This is a genomic window from Pseudomonas multiresinivorans, from assembly GCF_012971725.1.
Lineage (GTDB): Bacteria > Pseudomonadota > Gammaproteobacteria > Pseudomonadales > Pseudomonadaceae > Pseudomonas > Pseudomonas multiresinivorans.
Map to the genome: position 1 here is coordinate 3472337 of NZ_CP048833.1, position 17530 is coordinate 3489866.

12 protein-coding genes are annotated in these 17530 nt (G+C 65.9%); 4 read left to right on the forward strand and 8 right to left on the reverse strand.

The genetic code is table 11. The annotated features are described in order from the left end of the window. Positions 1-32: 32 nt before the first annotated feature. On the reverse strand, positions 33-437 hold the full coding sequence (locus G4G71_RS15830) for a g-type lysozyme inhibitor (protein ID WP_169939019.1): 405 nt from the start codon (positions 435-437) through the stop codon (positions 33-35). A gap of 32 nt (positions 438-469) precedes the next feature. Next, complete coding sequence (locus tag G4G71_RS15835; protein WP_169939020.1) at positions 470-2026, reverse strand: EAL domain-containing protein; 1557 nt, start codon at positions 2024-2026, stop codon at positions 470-472. Positions 2027-2181: 155 nt separating this feature from the next. Between G4G71_RS15835 and G4G71_RS15840 the strand changes: the two genes are divergently transcribed. Both G4G71_RS15840 and G4G71_RS15845 read left to right on the forward strand, forming a co-directional pair. Next, positions 2182-3912, forward strand: coding sequence for a response regulator (locus G4G71_RS15840; protein ID WP_169939021.1), 1731 nt, complete (start codon positions 2182-2184; stop codon positions 3910-3912). A 208-nt stretch (positions 3913-4120) separates the two neighbouring features. Next, positions 4121-5482, forward strand: a complete 1362-nt coding sequence (locus G4G71_RS15845; protein ID WP_169939022.1) for an MFS transporter — start codon at positions 4121-4123, stop codon at positions 5480-5482. Between the two features lie 348 nt (positions 5483-5830). Here the strand turns inward: G4G71_RS15845 and G4G71_RS15850 are convergent, their stop codons facing one another. Further along, positions 5831-6871, reverse strand: coding sequence for an ABC transporter substrate-binding protein (locus G4G71_RS15850; RefSeq protein ID WP_169939023.1), 1041 nt, complete (start codon positions 6869-6871; stop codon positions 5831-5833). Positions 6872-7126: 255 nt separating this feature from the next. On the opposite strand from G4G71_RS15850, the gene G4G71_RS15855 reads away from it, so the two are divergent. Continuing rightward, positions 7127-8614 (forward strand): PucR family transcriptional regulator, encoded by a 1488-nt coding sequence (locus G4G71_RS15855; RefSeq protein ID WP_169939024.1) that lies wholly within the window; start codon positions 7127-7129, stop codon positions 8612-8614. Here the strand turns inward: G4G71_RS15855 and G4G71_RS15860 are convergent. From G4G71_RS15860 to G4G71_RS15880, 5 genes are all read right to left on the reverse strand, one after another. After that, positions 8604-8948, reverse strand: a complete 345-nt coding sequence (locus G4G71_RS15860) for a cupin domain-containing protein (protein WP_169939025.1) — start codon at positions 8946-8948, stop codon at positions 8604-8606. The two genes, G4G71_RS15855 and G4G71_RS15860, sit on opposite strands and share 11 nt — an antisense overlap. Before the next feature lie 12 nt (positions 8949-8960). Continuing rightward, a complete protein-coding gene (locus G4G71_RS15865) occupies positions 8961-10346 on the reverse strand; it encodes an NAD(P)/FAD-dependent oxidoreductase (RefSeq protein WP_169939026.1) in 1386 nt (461 codons plus the stop codon). A gap of 424 nt (positions 10347-10770) precedes the next feature. Continuing rightward, on the reverse strand, positions 10771-11394 hold the full coding sequence (locus G4G71_RS15870) for a hypothetical protein (RefSeq protein WP_169939027.1): 624 nt from the start codon (positions 11392-11394) through the stop codon (positions 10771-10773). 112 nt (positions 11395-11506) lie between these two features. Next, positions 11507-12448, reverse strand: a complete 942-nt coding sequence (locus tag G4G71_RS15875) for an IS481 family transposase (protein ID WP_169934965.1) — start codon at positions 12446-12448, stop codon at positions 11507-11509. A gap of 267 nt (positions 12449-12715) precedes the next feature. Then, a complete protein-coding gene (locus G4G71_RS15880; protein WP_169942691.1) occupies positions 12716-14713 on the reverse strand; it encodes a TonB-dependent receptor family protein in 1998 nt (665 codons plus the stop codon). Positions 14714-15052: 339 nt separating this feature from the next. Between G4G71_RS15880 and G4G71_RS15885 the strand changes: the two genes are divergently transcribed. Then, positions 15053-17491, forward strand: a complete 2439-nt coding sequence (locus G4G71_RS15885) for a glucose/quinate/shikimate family membrane-bound PQQ-dependent dehydrogenase (protein WP_169939028.1) — start codon at positions 15053-15055, stop codon at positions 17489-17491. Positions 17492-17530 lie beyond the last annotated feature (39 nt).

Below are 17530 nucleotides of genomic sequence, written 5' to 3' on the forward strand. Positions count from 1 at the left end.
AAGCCCTGAGTCGCCCGGAAGGCGGCCCGGTGTTACTCGATGGCGAAGTGGATGCTGTAGTTCACCGTTTCGCCGCGCCGCGCGCTGGCGCGCATCTGGTAGACCTGCACGCTGTAGGTTCCCGAGGCTGGCAACGCAGCGCTCCAGTCCTGGCCGACGGAGCCAGCGCCCAGGGCGGTCGATTCGCCGGGCTTGTCGCCCGGAGCGAAGAGGTTGAAGTTGGCGTTGCTGCTGCCCGTGACGCCAACTTTCATGTGTTGCCCGGCCTTGGCCGAGAGGGTGTAGAGGACCGTGTCGTAGCCCTTGAAGCTGCCTTTGACGGCGGTGCTGCTCGCGCCCTTGGCGAAGTGCACCGGGACCGTCGTGACGGCGTCGGCAGCCTGCGCGAACGCAGGAGTGGCAGTGGCAAGGCAGAACAGCAGCAGGGAAGCTTTCATGGTGATCATCCTGTGTTCAGGGGACGGGGAAATCATGACGCAGCCTGCCAGCCGTGGCCGGCTACGAAGGTCAAGAATGCATCCAGCGGCATCGCCTGGCCGAACAGCCAACCCTGACCATACTGCACGCCACGCTGGCGCAGGTACTGCAGTTGCTCGTCGGATTCGATGCCTTCAGCCACCAGCAAAAGCTTCAGCTGGCGCGCCATGGCGATGGTGTGGTCGGTCACCGGGCAAGGCGTGCCGGCCGATAGCGGCTGGACGAAGGAGCGGTCGATCTTCAGCAGATCCAGCGGCAGCCGCCTGAGGTATTGCAGGCTGGAGTAGCCGGTGCCGAAGTCGTCCAGGGCAATCGGGTGCCCTGCCGCGCGGCTCTGCGCCAGTGTCCGGTGCGCCGCATCGATGCTCAGCAGGCTGTTTTCGGTCACTTCCAGCCAGATGCACTGGGCGGCGATGCCGGCGTGCTGCCGCTCCTGCGTCAGGTGCGGGAGGAAGGCGCCGCTGGCTACGTCGCGCGCCGACAGGTTGATCGACACGTGCTGCAACTGCCCCGAGACGAGGCTGGAGCCCAGCTCGCGGCAGACGCCGGAGATCACCTGAGCGGTGATCGGCTCGATCAGGCCGCTGGACTCGGCCAGCGGAAGAAAGCTGTCAGGCATGCCCACCGAACCGTCCGCCCGGCGCCAGCGCACCAGCGCTTCGGCGCCGATGCAGCGGCCGTCGCGCAGGTCGAGGATGGGCTGGTAGAAGGCGTGGAACTCGCCCCTTGCCACCGCCCGTGACAGCACGGCCAAGGGCGACAGCCATGCCCGCACGCGGCGCGCCACCAGCCAGCACCACAGGCCCGAAAGCAGCAGGGCCAGCGGTGCGAGCATCAGCATTTCGCGCCACAGGTCGACGAGAATTTCCTGGTGGGTGACTGCCGCGACGGTCTGCCAATTGCCGTGCGCGACCCGCGCGTACACGTAGCCGTCCCGCAAGCCGGAGTGCGGTTCGCCATGGATGCGCGTCAGCACCTGAGCGAAGCCGGCGGCAGGCGTGCCCAGCCAGTGCCCCGTGGGCGTGCCCAGCGCCAGGCTGACACCGGGCGCCAGAGAGGTCTCGAGGAAGTGCTCCGGCTCGATCAGCAGGTTGAACGCGGCATCGCGCAGGGCCAGCATGGGTTTGGCCGGCGCAACGAAGGGCTGCACGTTGATCGACACGCCAAGGCCCTCGCGGGTGCGGAAGTCTTCCGGCCAGCGCTGTGCCGGGGACGTGACGGCGCCCCAGGAGCTGCAGACGAACACCTCTTCCTCGACATAACCGACCGCCTTCACCGCCAGCGTGTCGATGGCCACCAGGCGCATCTGCTCGATGCCCTCCACCGAGCAGGGCGGCAACGGCGAGCGGTTCAGTTGCCGCAGCGCGGTCGCGGCCTGGGCCAGGGTTCGGTCCGCGCGTTCGGAGGCAAGCCTTGCCAGGCTTTCCAGGCGTTCAGCGGTGTGTTGGATGACCAGGTGCCAGGCGAGGAAGCCGCTGCCGGCCATGACCAGAGCGACACCCAGCGAGCCGGCGAGGATGCCGGCCCTGACGATTCGAGTGCGACTCATGTGGGTCACCTTGAGGGGAATGGGGAGTCTTTGCAGGCATTCTTTCCCAGTGGCTATGAACTGAGGATGCGAAATCCAGTCACGACTTGTAGGAAAATGACTACACGAAAGCCGCCGCCATGCCCTAGAGTGGAGAGCAGACCAGAGGGATAGAGATGGCGCGGATACTGATCGCGGACGAACACCCGATGACCCGCTACGCCGTGCGCATGCTGCTGCAGGCGGAGCGCCACACGGTAGTCGGGGAAGCCTGCAACGGCCTCGAAGCCCTGAGCCTGGCCACGCGCCTGGCCCCGGACCTGCTGATCATCGATATCGACCTGTCGCAGCTCACCGGCCTGGATGTCATCGCGCGTCTGCGCGCACGGGGGCTGACGTTGCCGATCCTGGGTTACAGCACCCAGGACTCGGAGCACTACGTCGGCCGCTTCCTGCAGGCAGGCGCCTCGGGGTTCGTCAGCAAGCACCAGGACATCGAGCGCCTCAAGGAAGCACTGAGCGTTGTCCTGCGCGGGCACAGCTACTTCCCGGCCGAAATGCTCGGCAGCGTGCACCGCGGCAGCCTGCACGAGAACGACGCCGAGCGCGTGGCCTCGCTGTCCAACCGTGAATTGAGCGTGCTCAGCCTGCTCGCCAGCGGCTACAGCAACCAGGAGATCGCCCACGAGCTGACCATCAGCGAGAAGTCCGTCAGTACCTACCGGGCGCGCATGCGCAGCAAGCTCAACCTTTCCAGCATGCTCGAACTGATCGACTTCGCCCGCCGCAACCACCTTGCGGCACCCGCCAGCGATGCCCATGGCACCGATGCCGATACCGGCGGAACGCCCCTGTGGCGCTCCATGGTCGAAAGCCTGCCGGCGGCCTTCTACGTTCGCGATACCGAGGCACGTCTTGTCTATGCCAACCCGGCGCACCTGGAGCTGTACCAGGCGCAGCTGGACGACGTGCTCGGCACCCGCACCACCGAGGTGGACTGGTACTCGCCCAGCGACGCCCGCAACATGCTGCGCTTCCTGCAGCGCGCCATCAGTGCGGAGCAGTCCTTCAACAAGGACATCGAAATCACCGTCCACGGTGAGCGCCGTGTGCTGCATCACTGGGGTACGCCCTACCGGGATGGCGAAGGCAACCTGCTCGGGATGATCTGCTGCAGCACCGACATCACCGAGCGCTACGATCAGCTCGAAGAGTTGCGCAGCCGCGCCGAAGCCGGCGAACTGGCGCACCAGCAACTGACCGACCTGTTCACCAGCGCGACTACCCACCTGAACGAACGCATCCAGGCGCTGACCGATACCCTGGAGCAGCCTGACGGCCCGGCCCTCGACCAGGCCAGGGCAATCCTCGACGAGCTGCGAGTCCATGGCGCCTCGCTCAAGCGTGCGCTCATCGCCCAGGATGAAGTACCGCTGCTGCCCACGCGGCTTGACGAGCTCGCCAGCGAGGTGCTCGAAGCCCTGCACGGCCAGGCCGGGCAGAAGCAACTGGCGCTGAAGCTGGAAACCGACAGTCGCTCGCGCAAGCGGCTGCTGGTCGACGCCAAGTCCCTGCGCGAGGCTTTGCGGCACCTGGGCCTGTACGTGATCGACCTGACCGATGACGGCAGTGTCCGGCTATGCATTGCCGCCACCCCGAAGCAGGAACAGATGGCCGTGCGCATTACCGTCGAAGGCCTGCCGGGCAGCAGACGCCGCGAAATGCGCGCGTACTCACTCTCCGAGCTGACCCGCGACTACCCCGCCCGCAACCCGGCGCGCAGCAGCCTCAGCCTGAGCATCGCCCAGCACCTGATCAACAGCATTGGCGGCGAGCTGCAGGTGTCCCACCTGCCCGGCCAGGCCTGCAGCGCGACGGTGCACCTGTTGCTTCAACCCGCCGGCTGAAACCCGCGGTGGGCGCAACAACGGGCGCTCATACGATCGTACAGGCCCCTACGCGGCGCTTCTTACCTTGGGTGGATTGTCCGCCCTGACCCACCCCTGCAACCTTTGCCTCCCCTTGCCGGCCGCTGAACGCGGGCTCCTGCCGCCCGTTGCCGACTCTCGGCAGCCGCCTGCCCGGCCACTTATAAATTCAACAAAGGTTGTACCCATGAGCGTGTTTGATGTCATTGAACATTCCCCGGTATCGAAATTTCACCGCAAGCTGCTGCTGGCCTGCTGCGGCGGGCCGTTCCTGGACGGCTATATCCTCAGCCTGATCGGCATCGCGCTGATCGGCTTCGGCCAGGACATCGCCGCCACTTCGGTGGAAACCGGCCTGATCGGCGCCGCCTCGCTGCTGGGCATCTTCTTCGGCGCGACGGTGTTCGGCGCCATCACCGACCGCATCGGCCGGGAAACCATGTACGCCCTGGACCTCACCATACTGGTGATCGCCTGCGGCCTGTCTGCCTTCGTCACCGAGGCCTGGCAACTGATCGTGCTGCGCTTCGTCATCGGCCTGGCGGTCGGCGCGGACTACCCCATCGCCACCTCGCTGCTGACCGAGTTCACCCCGTCCAAGCGCCGCGGCTTCATGATCGGCGTGTCCGGCCTGGCCTGGTCCTGCGGCGCCATGACCGCCTTCATCGTCGGCTACCTGATGGTTTCCTGGACGGGCGACCATTCGCTGTGGCGCTGGATGCTGTTCAGCGGCGCGGTGGTCGGCATCATCGTCGTACTGATCCGCCGCGGCATCCCGGAATCGCCGCGCTGGCTGGCCAGCAAGGGCCGTATCGAGGAAGCGCAGAAGGTCATCAAGCTGGTCTACGGCAAGGACGTGGTGATCACCCCGGCCGACGTCGCCGAGTTGAACGACGGCGGCCGCCATCGCTCGTGGAAGAGCGACCTGAAGATGATTTCCTCGGGCGGCTACCTCAAGCGCACCATCATGTGCGGCATGCTCTACTTCGCGCAGATCACCCCGCAGTACGTGCTCTACACCTTTGGCAGCATGATCCTGCTGACCGCCGGCATCAAAGGCGAGAACTCCTCGACCCTGGGCGAGCTGATGATCGCCATCCTCTTCGCCATCGGCGTGATCCCGGCGCTGAAACTGGTGGAAACCTGGGGTCGCCGCCCCATGGTGGTGGTGCCCTTTGCGCTGATGGCGCTGCCGCTGCTGGCCCTGGGCCTGTGGGCGGACGCGCCGGCCTGGTTCATCGTCGGCGCCTTTGCCTTCTATGCCTTCGTCTCCGGCGGGCCGAGCATCCTGGAATGGATCTACCCCAACGAGCTGTTCCCCACCTCCGTGCGTGCCACTGCCGTGGGTGTGGCCGTGGGCTTCAGCCGCATCGGCGCTGCGACCGGCACCTACCTGATGCCGATCGGCATCGAGTCCATCGGCTTGCAGGCAACCCTGCTGATCGGTGCGGCGATCACCCTGCTGGCGTTCTTCATCTGCCTGGCCTGGGCGCCTGAAACCAAGGGTCGCTCGCTGCAGCAGTCGGCGTCGCTGAGCCTGGCGACCTGATCCGTTATCCAGCGTGACCCCAAAGCCCATCGGTGACCCCGATGGGCTTTTTTTGTGGGCGAGTTACCGGCGTTCCCGCAAGAGCGGACCTTGTCCGCAAGCCGTTCCCGGCCGTGCAGGCCCTGGTTCGCGAGCAAGCTCGCTCCTACAAAAAATGCCAGGCCCATCTGCAGGGCCGAGGGAGACGCCTGGTCCTTGCTCGCGAACATCGAAGGCGCCGGTCTCCGGTTCGCGCAGGCGAAGCCTGATCGCGTGCGCAGCTCCCTTCAAGGTCCGGCCCATCCGCCCACAAAAAAGACCACCCGAAGGTGGCCTGAAAGTGCGGGCGGGACCGCACACTGGGAAGACTTACTGCTTGGCGGCCCAGGCGTTGAAGCGCTGCTCCAGCTGCTCGCCGTGGTCGGCCCAGAAGGCCGCGTTCATCGCCACCTGGCCGGCCAGGTTGGCCTCGTCGGTGGGCATATTGCTGCGGCGCGCGGCATCCACCAGCGGAACGGCAGCACGGTTCACCGGGCCGTAGGCGATCTGCTGCGCGTAGTTCTTCTGCTGCTCGGTCTGCAATACGTACTGGATGAAACGCAGCCCTTCCTCGGTGTTCTTCGCGCCCTTGGGAATGGCGAAGGCGTCCATGTCGTAGATGCCACCGTTCCACACCACGCGCAGCTGGCTTTCGTCCTGCACGGCGGCGATCCGGCCGTTGTAGGCGGAGCTCATCACCACGTCACCGGACGCGAGGTATTGCGGCGGCTGAGCACCGGCTTCCCACCACTGGATGCTCGGCTTGATCTGGTCGAGCTTGCGGAAGGCGCGGTCCTGGCCTTCCTTGGTGCCGAGCACGGCGTACACATCCTTCGGCGCCACGCCGTCGGCCATCAGGGCGAACTCCAGGGTGTACATGGCGCCCTTGCGCAGGCCGCGCTTGCCGGGGAATTTCTGCGTGTCCCAGAAATCCGCCCAGCCGGTGGGCGCGCTCTTGAGCTTTTCGGCGTTGTAGGCCAGCACCGTGGACCAGACGAAGAAGCCCACGCCGCAGGGTTGTACCGCGCCTTCCAGCAGCTCCGGGGCGAGTTTGGCAATGCCCGGCTGCTCGCCAATCTCCTGCAGCAGGCCTTCGTCGCAGGCCCGCGCCAGTTCTGGCATTTCCATCTCCACGACGTCCCAGGAGACGCTGCCGGTGTCCACCTGCACTTTGACCTTGGCCATCTCGCCGTTGAACTCGTCGGCGATCAGACGGCTGCCGCTCTGCTGCATGTAGGGCTGGTAGAAGGCCTTGACCTGGGCGGCCTTGTTGGCGCCGCCGTGGGAGACCACGGTGAGGTCGGCGACGGCAGGGAAAGTCGCCGCGCAACCCAGGGCGCAGGCGATGGAGGAACTCAGGATCTTGTTCATTGTTATGGTCTCCGGTGAGTAGACGGCCCGCCTTGCGGCAGGCGGCGCCATCCGGGGCCTTCAAGGGCCCGCATGGCGCACTGCCAGCTAGTCTTGGGGCACGCGAGCAAGCTCCACAATCAGACGGAACTACAATTCGGCAGAGCCCGCTCGTATCCCGGTACGAAGCCTGTGATCCCCACTCAAGCCAGGCGCGACAAGGCCTCGCGCTTGGTGGCATGCTTGCCGGCCGTTTCTCTTCGCTGCGGACCCGCCATGCCTTTCCATATCCAGGACATCCTCGACAACACCTCCCTGCGCACCCGCCTGCTCGGCGGCAGCGAAGGCGTTGGCCGGCGCTTGCGCTGGGCGCACGTGTGCGAGCTGGCGGACCCCACCCAATGGCTCGGCGAAGGTGACCTGCTGATGACCACCGGCATCGGCATTCCCGCGCAGGCGCAGGCGCAGCGCGACTATCTGCAACGCTTGGCCGGGGCACGCATCTCGGGGCTGATGATCGGCGAGAACATGCAGGCGCCGGCGGATATCCAGGCGCTGCAGGACGAAGCCTGCCGGTTGGGTTTTCCGCTGCTGATGACCGACTACGCGGTGCCCTTCTCCGCCGTCACCCGCGCCATCGTCGATGCCAGCAAGCAGGAAGAACACGAGCGTCGCAGCGCCGTCACACGCATCTATGAAAGCGCACGCATCGGCCTGCGCGGGCTGGGGCTTGCCGGGTTGCTGCGGCGGCTGTGCAGCGACGTGCGCGCCCAGCTCTACCTGTTCGATACGGCCACCCTGCAACCCTGGCAGGAGGGTTTGCCGCCACTGCCGGACAGTTGGCGGGCAACCCTCGCCCAGCGCCGCTCGGTGCCGGACACCGTGACCCGCTGCAGCAATGGCGAGCAGGAAGCGCTGGTGATGCCACTGCCGTCGCTGGCCACCTGCGAGATTCTCGCTACCGGCGGCGAGCTGCTCGACTACGGCCTGCTGCACCACATCGTCGCGGTGCTGGGCATCGAGCTGGAACGCGCCCAGGTCGAGCACGAGCGCATGCTGCGCCTGGGCTCGGAGCTGCTGGATGACCTGCTGCAGCAGCGTCTCACCGAACGCGCCGCGCAGGAGCGCCTGGCGCAGTTGAACTGCCCGGTGGATGCCGCCTGCCTGGTACTCGCGCGCGCCGCCGGCGAACTGCCGATGCACTGGCAGCAGCGCCTGCAGCGGCTGGGAATGGGGCTGCTGGTGCGCCACCAGGGCAACGAGCTTATCCTGCTGCTGAACGATCCAGCACAGGCCCAGGCCCTGCAGGCCGAGCTGGACTGCATGCTCGGCCATAGCAACCCGCTGGGTCATGCATTGCGGGCGGTGGAGGCGCTGCGCGAGGCACGCCTGGCGCTGTCCCATGCCAACCGCCAGCGACCGCTGGTGGCTTACGCCGATGCGCAGGGCGAGCAGTCCTGGCTGCCGGCGAGCCTGGAGGAAGCTCGCCGCGTGCATCGCCGGGTGCTGGGTGCGCTGGCGGATTACGACGCGCAACAAGGTGGCCAGTTGCAGCACACCCTGCGCGTCTTCCTCGAACAGAACCGCTCCTGGCAGAAAGCCGCGCAGCTGCTCAACGTGCACAAGCAGACGCTGGTCTACCGCATCCGCCGCATCGAGGAAATCACCGAGCGCTCGCTGGATTCCACCGAGGACGTCGCCGTCCTCTGGATCGCGCTGCGCTCGGCGCAGATTGCCGGGATGGACCTGGGGATCAGGGAATGATCACGAAGCTCTTGCGCACCGTCTCGCGGATATCCCAGGTGCCCTGACAGTTCGCCGGGAACAGCACGGCGTCGCCGGCGCGCAGTTCGATGGGTTCGCCGTCGTCCGGGATGAACAGGCAGTGGCCGCTGATGAAATGGCTGAACTCCCGTGACAGCACCTGGCGCCGCCAGCGGCCGGGCGTGCATTCCCAGACGCCGGTGAGCAGCCCACCCTCGCCTTCTTCGGCGTGGGTCGCGGTGCTGGACACGGGGGTGCCCAGGGGTTCCTTCACCGGCTGCGGCGCCGGCAGTTCGAGTCCGGCGGTGCCGGTGAGCAGAATCGGTTGGGGCATGGGGCTTTTCTCCTAGAGGTCCTTGTCTTCGAGGCCCGCCGGAGCGAAGCCGGCCAGGGTGCGGTCAAGCCAGGCGCCCTTGCGGTTCTGCGCCTCGGCCTGTTCCTTGCGTTGCACCGCACCGCGCACCATCCGGCCGCCGATGTAGCGCACCGGTTCGAGCGGGAAGCGCTTGGGCTGACGGCCGACCAGGCCGCAACGGCTCCATTCGTCATCGATGCCCAGCGCGAGACTGGCGAGGATGCGCCCGCCGAGGCGGCTCGGACCGACACCGTTGCCGCTCCAACCGATGCCGTAGACGATATGCGGCGCGTCGTTCAGGTGGCCGAACACCGGCAGGCTGTCGTAGGTGCGGTCGATGGGGCCGGACCAGCTGTGGGTCACCGGCACGTCGTCCAGTTGCGGGTAGGTGCGGCGCAGGTCCTGTTCGGTGTCGTCATTGAGCTGCGGGTTGTGGTCGTAGCTCTCGTCGATGCGGCTGGCGAAGCTGATCATCCCGGTGCCCTTGCCAAAGGCGATGCGGCCGTCCCGGGTGGTGCGGTAGTAGTCGACCATCAGCTGCGAATCGGTGACGGCTTCGCCGCCGGTCCAGCCGATCTGCTCCAGGCGCTCGGGAATCGGCGCGGTGGCGACCACCGTGCTGGTGACCGGCAGGATGGTGCGGCGCAGCTCGGGAATCGCCGCCGCCCAGGCGTTGGTCGCCATCACCACCTTCGGTGCACGCAATTCACCTCCGGGCGTGCGGATCACGGCCGGCTGGCCGCGATCCAGGCTGAGCATCGGGGTGTTCTCGAAGATGCGCACGCCCTTCTCCAGCGCCACCCGACGCAGACCGCGCACCAGGCGTGCCGGTTGCACGGTGGCGTTGCTGGCTTCCAATACGCCTTCCAGGTGCTTCGGCGAGCCGGCGCGGCGGGCCACTTCACTGTTGGAAAGCGATTGGAAGACCGGCTCGCCGAGGCGCTCGCAGGTCTGCTGCACGCCCTTCCAGGCGCCGCGTTGCGCGTCGGTGGTGGCAGTCCATAACCAGCCGGCGCGGCGGAAATGCGCGTCGATAGCGTGGGCCTTGCAGAATTCCTCGATCTCGCCAATGGCCGCCGCCGAGGCACGAGCCAGGCGCAGCGCCTCGTCCTTGCCGCACTGCGCGGCCAGCGAGCTGATCTTCGGCCACCAGGACATGACGAAGCCGCCGTTGCGCCCCGAGGCTCCGCCGCCGCAGATGTCGCGTTCGAGGATGGCGATACGGCAGTCAGGCTTGAGCTCCAGCAGGCGCAGCGCGGTCCAGAGGCCGACAAAGCCGCCGCCGACGATGGCTACGTCGACCTCGAGTGGGCCGTCCAGCGCGGGCAATGGAGTCAGCTCGGAGGCGATTTCCTCCAGCCACAGGGAACGTTTCATGTGCGGATTCCAGTTTGAACGGTAGTGCGCCACTGTCCTGTGTCAGGCCGGTGGCGAACAATCGTCCGTTCCATGCAATCCGGGGGAAGGCCTCATACGAAGATATGAAGCCATTGGGTGCGCATCCATGCCATTGCGCCTGAAGGGACCGTCCGCCGGACTCCGCGCCTGCGTTTACTCCCCTCACCCCAGCCCTGGTTGCGCGCCCCGCTCCGAAGGGAGAGGGGGCAGGCCGTGCCAACTGACGCCGAGGTTTCTCCTGCATCGAACGGTCCCCTCTCCCTCTGGGAGAGGGTCAGGGTGAGGGCCGACCAGAGCACAGGACTCAGTTGTAGGAGCGGACTCCGTCCGCGATGAGCCCGCCGCGCTCCTTGTCTGGTCGGAGCAACGGCAAATCGATCGCGGACGGAGTCCGCTCCTACGCTCAGTTGCGGGTCTTTTTGGGCGCGAGGCCCGGCTTGGCGAACTTCACGATCAGCCAGTTCTCCGACTTGCCGTGCTTCACCGTGACCTCGGCCACGCGAATGCTCGCCGGCACCGTCGCCAATACCTGGCGGGCGTCCAAACCTGGCTTGATGTACTTGTCGAGCTGCTCGTAGAGGCGGTAGCTGATCATGCCGCTGCGAAGCGCGTGGGTCTCGAAGTCGCCGATGGCCTTGGCGTCGGCCTCGGTACGGTTCGGGTTCAGGGTATGCGCGAGGACGTCGACCACGTTCTTGTCGTCGGCAATGGCCACCAGCATGAAGCGCTTGGCCACCTCCTGCAGCACACGCCGGTACGCGGCGTCGTTGTATTCGCTGTACAGCACCGCTTCGACCAGCTTCTGCTTGTCGAAGGTCAGCGCCAGGCGGAAGCGCGTGCCGGCGTAGTCGACGCCATCCTTGCAGCGCGCGGTGACGCCCATGGGCTGCAGGCATTCGACGAAGCCCTGCTGCTTGCCGAAACCCTTCTGCGCCGCGCCGTAGTTGTACTTGCCGAACAGCGGGTCAGCCGCCGACGCCCAGCCCGCCACGCACATCAACAATGCCCCGATTGCCCATTTGCCCATTACGAACTCGTCTCACGAAATGCAAAGGAGGCGAGGATAGAGGATTCACAGGACCTATGGTCACCGGATGCCGATGATCGGCCACGGAGGAATGCAGGTTCGCGAGCAAGGACTAGGTGTGTAAACCCAGTAGGTTGTTCAGTGGAATGCGGCTGATGGGTGGGCAGTAATGCAGACTGGAGTGAGGCCTGTGCCAGTTGTATTGGTGTAGCCAGAGGGCCAGATGCTGGGCGCGCTGCTCAGAGCTCTCGTAGCTACGGGCGTAGGCCCACTCCCGCAAGCTGGTTTGAATGAAGCGCTCAGCTTTGCCATTGGTACGTGGGGTGTAGGGTCTGGTGCGGATATGTCGTAAGCCCAGACGCCGGCATAGGCGGCGGAATAGACCTGATCGGTAGCAGGCACCGTTGTCAGTCATGACCCGAGTAAATCGAATCTTCAGCGAGCGGTAGTAGCGCAAAGCCTGGAGCAGAGCGCGACAGGCACTTCCACCTCGTTCATCAGCATGCAGGCTGGAGAAGGCGATGCGCGAGGCATCGTCGATGGCGACATGGACAAACTCCCAGCCCGCTCCGTCAGAGCCCATCAGCCGGGTTCCCGTAACTCGATGTCCCGGTCTCCAAAAGCGTGCGAGCTTCTTGATATCCAGATGCAGTAGATCACCTGGTTGAGCGTACTGATAACGCCTGATCGGCGGAGCGGGCTCCAACTCGGGGAGCCGATTGAGTCCGAGTCGTTTGAGGTGGCGAGCGATGGTACTGACTGCCAGCCCTAACTCGTTGGCAATTTGCCGATAGGTTTGACGGGCGCTGCGCCGCTCAATCAGCCTTTCGAGCCGGGACTCGGGTGTGGCATGGGGGCAGGCGTGAGGGCGCGAAGTGCGATCCATCATGCCGGCCTCTCCCTCTTCGCGGTAACGCCGAAGCCATTTGTAGGCCGTACGTACGCTGACACCGGCCGCCTGCGCTGCCTCTTCAGCACGTAACCCCTGAAGCATGCGCTGGACTAAAAGGGCTCGACCGCGCGGTGTAAGACGGGCATGTTTATGCAGGTTCATTCGGGGCTCCTGGAAGGATTGGTTGGTCGCACTTCCAGTTTTCCGGGTAAGCCCCGGATGAACAACCTACCGAGAGATCACAACTAGGCGTCCCCCTCGGTCCTACGAAAAGCGCTGCGGAGCTGACCTGTAGGAGCGAGCTTGCTCGCGAACCCGCACGGCACCGGACCGTAGGGCGCATAACCTGGAACAGGTTATCCGCCGACCAATTTGCGGCGGATAACGCTGTCGCGTTATGCGCCCTACGCAAAACCTCGGTCAGGACGCTCAATCGAAGCGATACTCCAGCCCCGCCCCCGCATACCACGACCGCCCCGGCGCCGCCTCGTAGTAACGGCCGTTGCTATCGCCGACGATCACCGAACCGACGTACTGGCGATCCAGTAGGTTGTCCAACCGCACCAACTGGTGGAAGGTCCAGGGCCCGACATGCTGCTCGAAGCGGGTGCGCCAGTTGAACACCGCGTAGCTGGGCGCGGGCTTGTCCTCGTTGCTGTCTTCGACGTAGACCTTGCTGCGGTACTGGCCTTCGAAGCCCATGCTCACGCCGTCCCGGGGTTTCCACACCAGCTCGCCGAACAGGCTGCTGCCGGGCACGCCGGGCAGGTGGTTGCCCTTTTCGATCACGCTGCCGCTCTCGACGAAGTCCTCGTCGTAGGTGGCATCCAGGCGCGTGTAGGCGAGATTGGCCTGCCAGTGTTCGGAGAGGTCGCTCTGCACGCCCAGCTCGAAGCCCCGGCGCAGGGTCTTGCCGGCGTTCTGGTAGCTGGTACGGCCGTCGGTGGAGCTGGCCACGACGATCTCGTCGTCGGTGCGAATTTCGAATATCGCCGCGTTGACCCGCGTATTGCCGGCGACTTTCGCCTTGAGGCCGACTTCGTACTGGGTGCTGGTGGCCGGATCGAGGCCGAAGTTGAAGCTTTCCGCCAGCCCTGGCGCGTAGGCCATTTCCGCCTGGGTCGGCGTCTCGAAGCCCTTGCCAGCACTGGCATAGCCATGCAGGTTCGGGGTAAAGGCGTACATCACCGAGAGCGACGGGTTGTTCTGCTGGTACTTCTTCGAGCCGCTGGAATCGCCGTTGCTCAGGTAATGGTCGTCCACTTCCATCTTCATGCTGCTGTGGCGCAGGCCGGCGTCGAAAGTCCAGTTGCCCAGTTCCCAGCGCGCCTGTACGTAGGGGTCGAGGCTGGTGGCGATGTCGTTTTCGTTGCGGCGCATCTCGCCCTTCACGCCGAGCTGGTCGCCGCTGAAATTCTGGAAGCCCTTGCGGTCGTCTTCGCTGCGGTCGTAGTCCACCCCAGTGGTGACGGTCAGCTCGCCCGGCACGCCTTGCACCGGCTGGATCCAGCGCAGGGTGCCGCCGTGGAATTCGCGGTCGAAGTCCACCACCCCGCCGCCACGTTGGGCATTGGAAGCCACGCCCCTGGGGATCGACAGGTACTGCACCACGCTGCGCTGGCCGGCGTAGAGGTTGAACTGCAGGGTGGCGTCGCCGAAGTAGCGCTCGTAGTTCATGCCCAGTTGCTGGTGGTCGATGCTCTTGCGCGTGTTGTAGGTCTCGGCCGCCGCTGCCACCGAGCGCGGGTCGTGCTGGTACGCGTCCCAGGTCTGGCCCAGCGGGTCCTGCGTGCCGTTCTGCTCCAGGCTGCTGTAGATCAGCGCCAGGCGGCTGTCTTCGTCGGGCTTGAAGTTGAGCTTGGCGAAGGTCTGGTCGCGGCGCGCGGCGCTGTGGTCGCGGTAGCCGTCGGTGTCCATGCGCGAGGCGTCGAGCAGGAAGCCGGCCTGCTCGGTGCCGCCTTCGGCATAGAGGTGGTTCTTGTTGAAGCCGTCGCTGCCGAAGGTGGTTTCCGCACCGACTTTCGGCGGGCCGTAGCCGTCGCGTGAGAACATCTGGATCACCCCGCCGCTGTTGCTGCCATAGAGCGTCGAGGCCGGGCCACGGAGTACTTCGATGCGGTCGGCGACATCCAGATTCAGCGTCGCCGCCTGGCCCTGGCCGTCCGGCGTGCTGGCCGGTATGCCATCGCTGAGCAGCTTCAGCCCGCGAATGCCGAAGGCTGAGCGCGCGCCATAGCCGCGGGAGGAAATCTGCAGGTCCTGGGCGTAGTTCTGGCGGTTCTGCACCACCAGGCCGGGTACCCGCTGCAGCACTTCGGAAGCATTGACGCCGAGCTGGCCATCGCTGAGCTGCGGTTGCTGCACAGTATCGATGGAGAACGGCAGGTCGAAGCTCGACACCGGGGCATAGGCGCCGGTGACCACCATGGGGGCCAGCAGCGTTTCGTTGTCCGCTTCCGCCGGTTCAGCGCGAGCCAGTTGGCCGTGGGCAACACCGCAGATCAGCAACGGCAGCAGTTTGAGTTTGGTGGGTACGACTGAGCGAGTAGCGGGCACGGTGACTAGGATTCTTCTGTAGGACCGATCAGCGATGCTGCCAGTCTCGGCAGCCGCTGCACAGGGCTTTCGTGGGTCGGGATATTGCGGGTTATCGAGTATGCAAAGGCTATTTCATTCGTCCGCTTTTGCCTCTTCGACGATTGTACTATCTAGTTAATTAGCATGCTAAGCGTATAATCGGCGAATCCAACAGCGAGAACCTTCTGTATGAAACCGGTACAGCGCGCCTCCCGCGCGAGCATATTCATCCTCCTCGGCCTGGGCGTGATCATCGCCCTCCTCGGCCTCGCCCTGGCCGCTGGCGGCATCCGCCTGGTCAGCCTTGGCGGCTCCTGGTACTTCCTCGTCGGTGGCCTGGCCATGGCGCTCTCGGGTCTGCTGATCGCGTTGCGCAAGCCGGTCGGTGCCTGGTTGTTCGCCGCCTTCCTGATTGGCACCGCGCTATGGGCCGTGTCCGACACCGGCCTGGTGTTCTGGCCGCTGTTCTCGCGGCTGTTCATGTTCAGTGCCATCGGCGTGGTGGTCGCGCTGGTCTATCCGCTGCTGGCCCGCTCGGCAGGCCGCAACGCTGGTCGTGGCGCCTATGGCATCGCCGCAGTGCTGGCGGTGCTGGTGGCCATCGCCGCCGGCAACATGTTCGTCGCCCATCCCAGCGTCGCCCCCACCGGCAAAGGGCCTGGCCTGACGCCGGTGGACCCGGCCCATGCGCAGAAGGATTGGGCGCACTACGGCAACACCGAGGGCGGCAGCCGCTTCGCCGCGCTGGACCAGATCAATCGCGGCAACGTCGACAAGCTCAAGGTGGCCTGGACCTACCACACCGGCGACGTGGCGATCAGCGACGGCAACGGCGCGGAAGACCAGCTGACCCCGCTGCAGGTCGGCGACAAGGTGTTCATCTGCACCCCGCACAACAACCTCATCGCCCTTGATGCGGACACCGGCAAGGAGCTGTGGAAGAACGAAATCAACGCCCAGTCCAAGGTCTGGCAACGCTGCCGTGGCATGGCCTATTTCGATGCCACCAGGGAAATCATCCAGCCGAGCCAACCGAACAGCACGCCGGTCATCGCCGCCAGCGTTCCTGCCGGCGCCAACTGCCAGCGTCGCCTGCTGACCAATACCATCGACGCGCGCCTGATCGCGGTGGACGCCGACACCGGCGAGTTCTGCCAGGGCTTCGGCAACAACGGCCAGGTCGACCTGAAGGCCGGCCTGGGCGATGTACCCGACTCCTACTACCAGCTCTCCTCCGCCCCGCTGATGGCCGGCACCACCGTGGTGGTCGGCGGCCGCGTCGCGGATAACGTCCAGACCGACATGCCCGGCGGCGTGATCCGTGGCTTCGACGTCATCACCGGCGCCATGCGCTGGGCCTTCGATCCGGGCAACCCGGAAGACAAGCAGGCCCCGGCGGACGGCAAGAGCTACGTGCGCAGCACGCCCAACAGCTGGGCGCCGATGTCCTACGACCCGGCGATGAACACCGTCTTCCTGCCCATGGGCAGCTCCTCCACCGACATCTATGGCGTGGAACGGACGAAACTCGACCACACCTACGGCGCCTCGATCCTTGCCGTGGACGCCACCAGCGGCGCCGAAAAGTGGGTCTACCAGACCGTGCACAACGACCTCTGGGACTTCGACCTGCCGATGCAGCCGAGCCTCGTTGACTTCCCCGTGGCCGACGGCAAGACCGTTCCGGCAGTCGTGATCGGCACCAAGGCCGGGCAGATCTACGTGCTCGACCGCGCCACCGGCAAGCCGCTGACCGAGGTGAAGGACGTTCCCGTCAAGCCGGGCAACATCCCCGACGAGCCCTACTCACCGACCCAGCCGAAGTCCGTCGGCATGCCGCAGATCGGCGCGCAGACCCTCAGCGAGTCGGACATGTGGGGCGCCACGCCCTATGACCAGCTGCTGTGCCGCATCGACTTCAAGAAGATGCGCTACGACGGCCTCTACACCGCGCCGGGCACTGACCTGTCGCTGAGCTTCCCCGGCTCCCTGGGCGGCATGAACTGGGGCAGCCTGTCCACCGACCCGGTGCACGGCTTCATCTTCGTCAACGATATGCGCCTGGGCCTGTGGATCCAGATGATCCCTTCGACCAACAAGGGCGCGGCCGCCGGCGGTGGCGAAGCACTGAACACCGGCATGGGCGCCGTGCCGCTCAAGGGCACACCCTACGCGGTGAACAAGAACCGCTTCCTCTCGGTGGCCGGCATCCCGTGCCAGGCGCCGCCGTTCGGCACCCTCACCGCCATCGACCTGAAGACCCGCCAGGTGGCCTGGCAGGTGCCGGTGGGCACCGTGGAAGACACCGGCCCGCTGGGTATCCGCATGCACCTGCCGATCCCCATCGGCCTGCCGACCCTTGGCGGCACGCTCTCCACCCAGGGCGGCCTGGTGTTCATCGCCGGCACCCAGGACTTCTACCTGCGCGCCTACGACAGCAGCAACGGCAAGGAAATCTGGAAATCCCGCCTGCCCGTCGGCAGCCAGGGCGGCCCGATGACCTACGTGTCGCAGAAGACCGGCAAGCAGTTCGTCGTCATCACCGCCGGCGGTGCGCGCCAGTCCACCGACCGTGGCGACTACGTGATGGCCTACGCGCTGCCCGACACCCCGAAAGCCAGCCAGTAACCCTCCCATCGCGCCTGCCTCGTGCGGGCGCCTCCTTCC

What these genes read in the sequence shown, in the direction of transcription:
- G4G71_RS15830 (WP_169939019.1), bottom strand. Translation starts at nt 437, where the DNA reads ATGAAAGCTTCCCTGCTGCTGTTCTGCCTTGCCACTGCCACTCCTGCG.
- G4G71_RS15835 (WP_169939020.1), bottom strand. Translation starts at nt 2,026, where the DNA reads ATGAGTCGCACTCGAATCGTCAGGGCCGGCATCCTCGCCGGCTCGCTG.
- G4G71_RS15840 (WP_169939021.1), top strand. Translation starts at nt 2,182, where the DNA reads ATGGCGCGGATACTGATCGCGGACGAACACCCGATGACCCGCTACGCC.
- G4G71_RS15845 (WP_169939022.1), top strand. Translation starts at nt 4,121, where the DNA reads ATGAGCGTGTTTGATGTCATTGAACATTCCCCGGTATCGAAATTTCAC.
- G4G71_RS15850 (WP_169939023.1), bottom strand. Translation starts at nt 6,871, where the DNA reads ATGAACAAGATCCTGAGTTCCTCCATCGCCTGCGCCCTGGGTTGCGCG.
- G4G71_RS15855 (WP_169939024.1), top strand. Translation starts at nt 7,127, where the DNA reads ATGCCTTTCCATATCCAGGACATCCTCGACAACACCTCCCTGCGCACC.
- G4G71_RS15860 (WP_169939025.1), bottom strand. Translation starts at nt 8,948, where the DNA reads ATGCCCCAACCGATTCTGCTCACCGGCACCGCCGGACTCGAACTGCCG.
- G4G71_RS15865 (WP_169939026.1), bottom strand. Translation starts at nt 10,346, where the DNA reads ATGAAACGTTCCCTGTGGCTGGAGGAAATCGCCTCCGAGCTGACTCCA.
- G4G71_RS15870 (WP_169939027.1), bottom strand. Translation starts at nt 11,394, where the DNA reads ATGGGCAAATGGGCAATCGGGGCATTGTTGATGTGCGTGGCGGGCTGG.
- G4G71_RS15875 (WP_169934965.1), bottom strand. Translation starts at nt 12,448, where the DNA reads ATGAACCTGCATAAACATGCCCGTCTTACACCGCGCGGTCGAGCCCTT.
- G4G71_RS15880 (WP_169942691.1), bottom strand. Translation starts at nt 14,713, where the DNA reads ATGGTGGTCACCGGCGCCTATGCCCCGGTGTCGAGCTTCGACCTGCCG.
- G4G71_RS15885 (WP_169939028.1), top strand. Translation starts at nt 15,053, where the DNA reads ATGAAACCGGTACAGCGCGCCTCCCGCGCGAGCATATTCATCCTCCTC.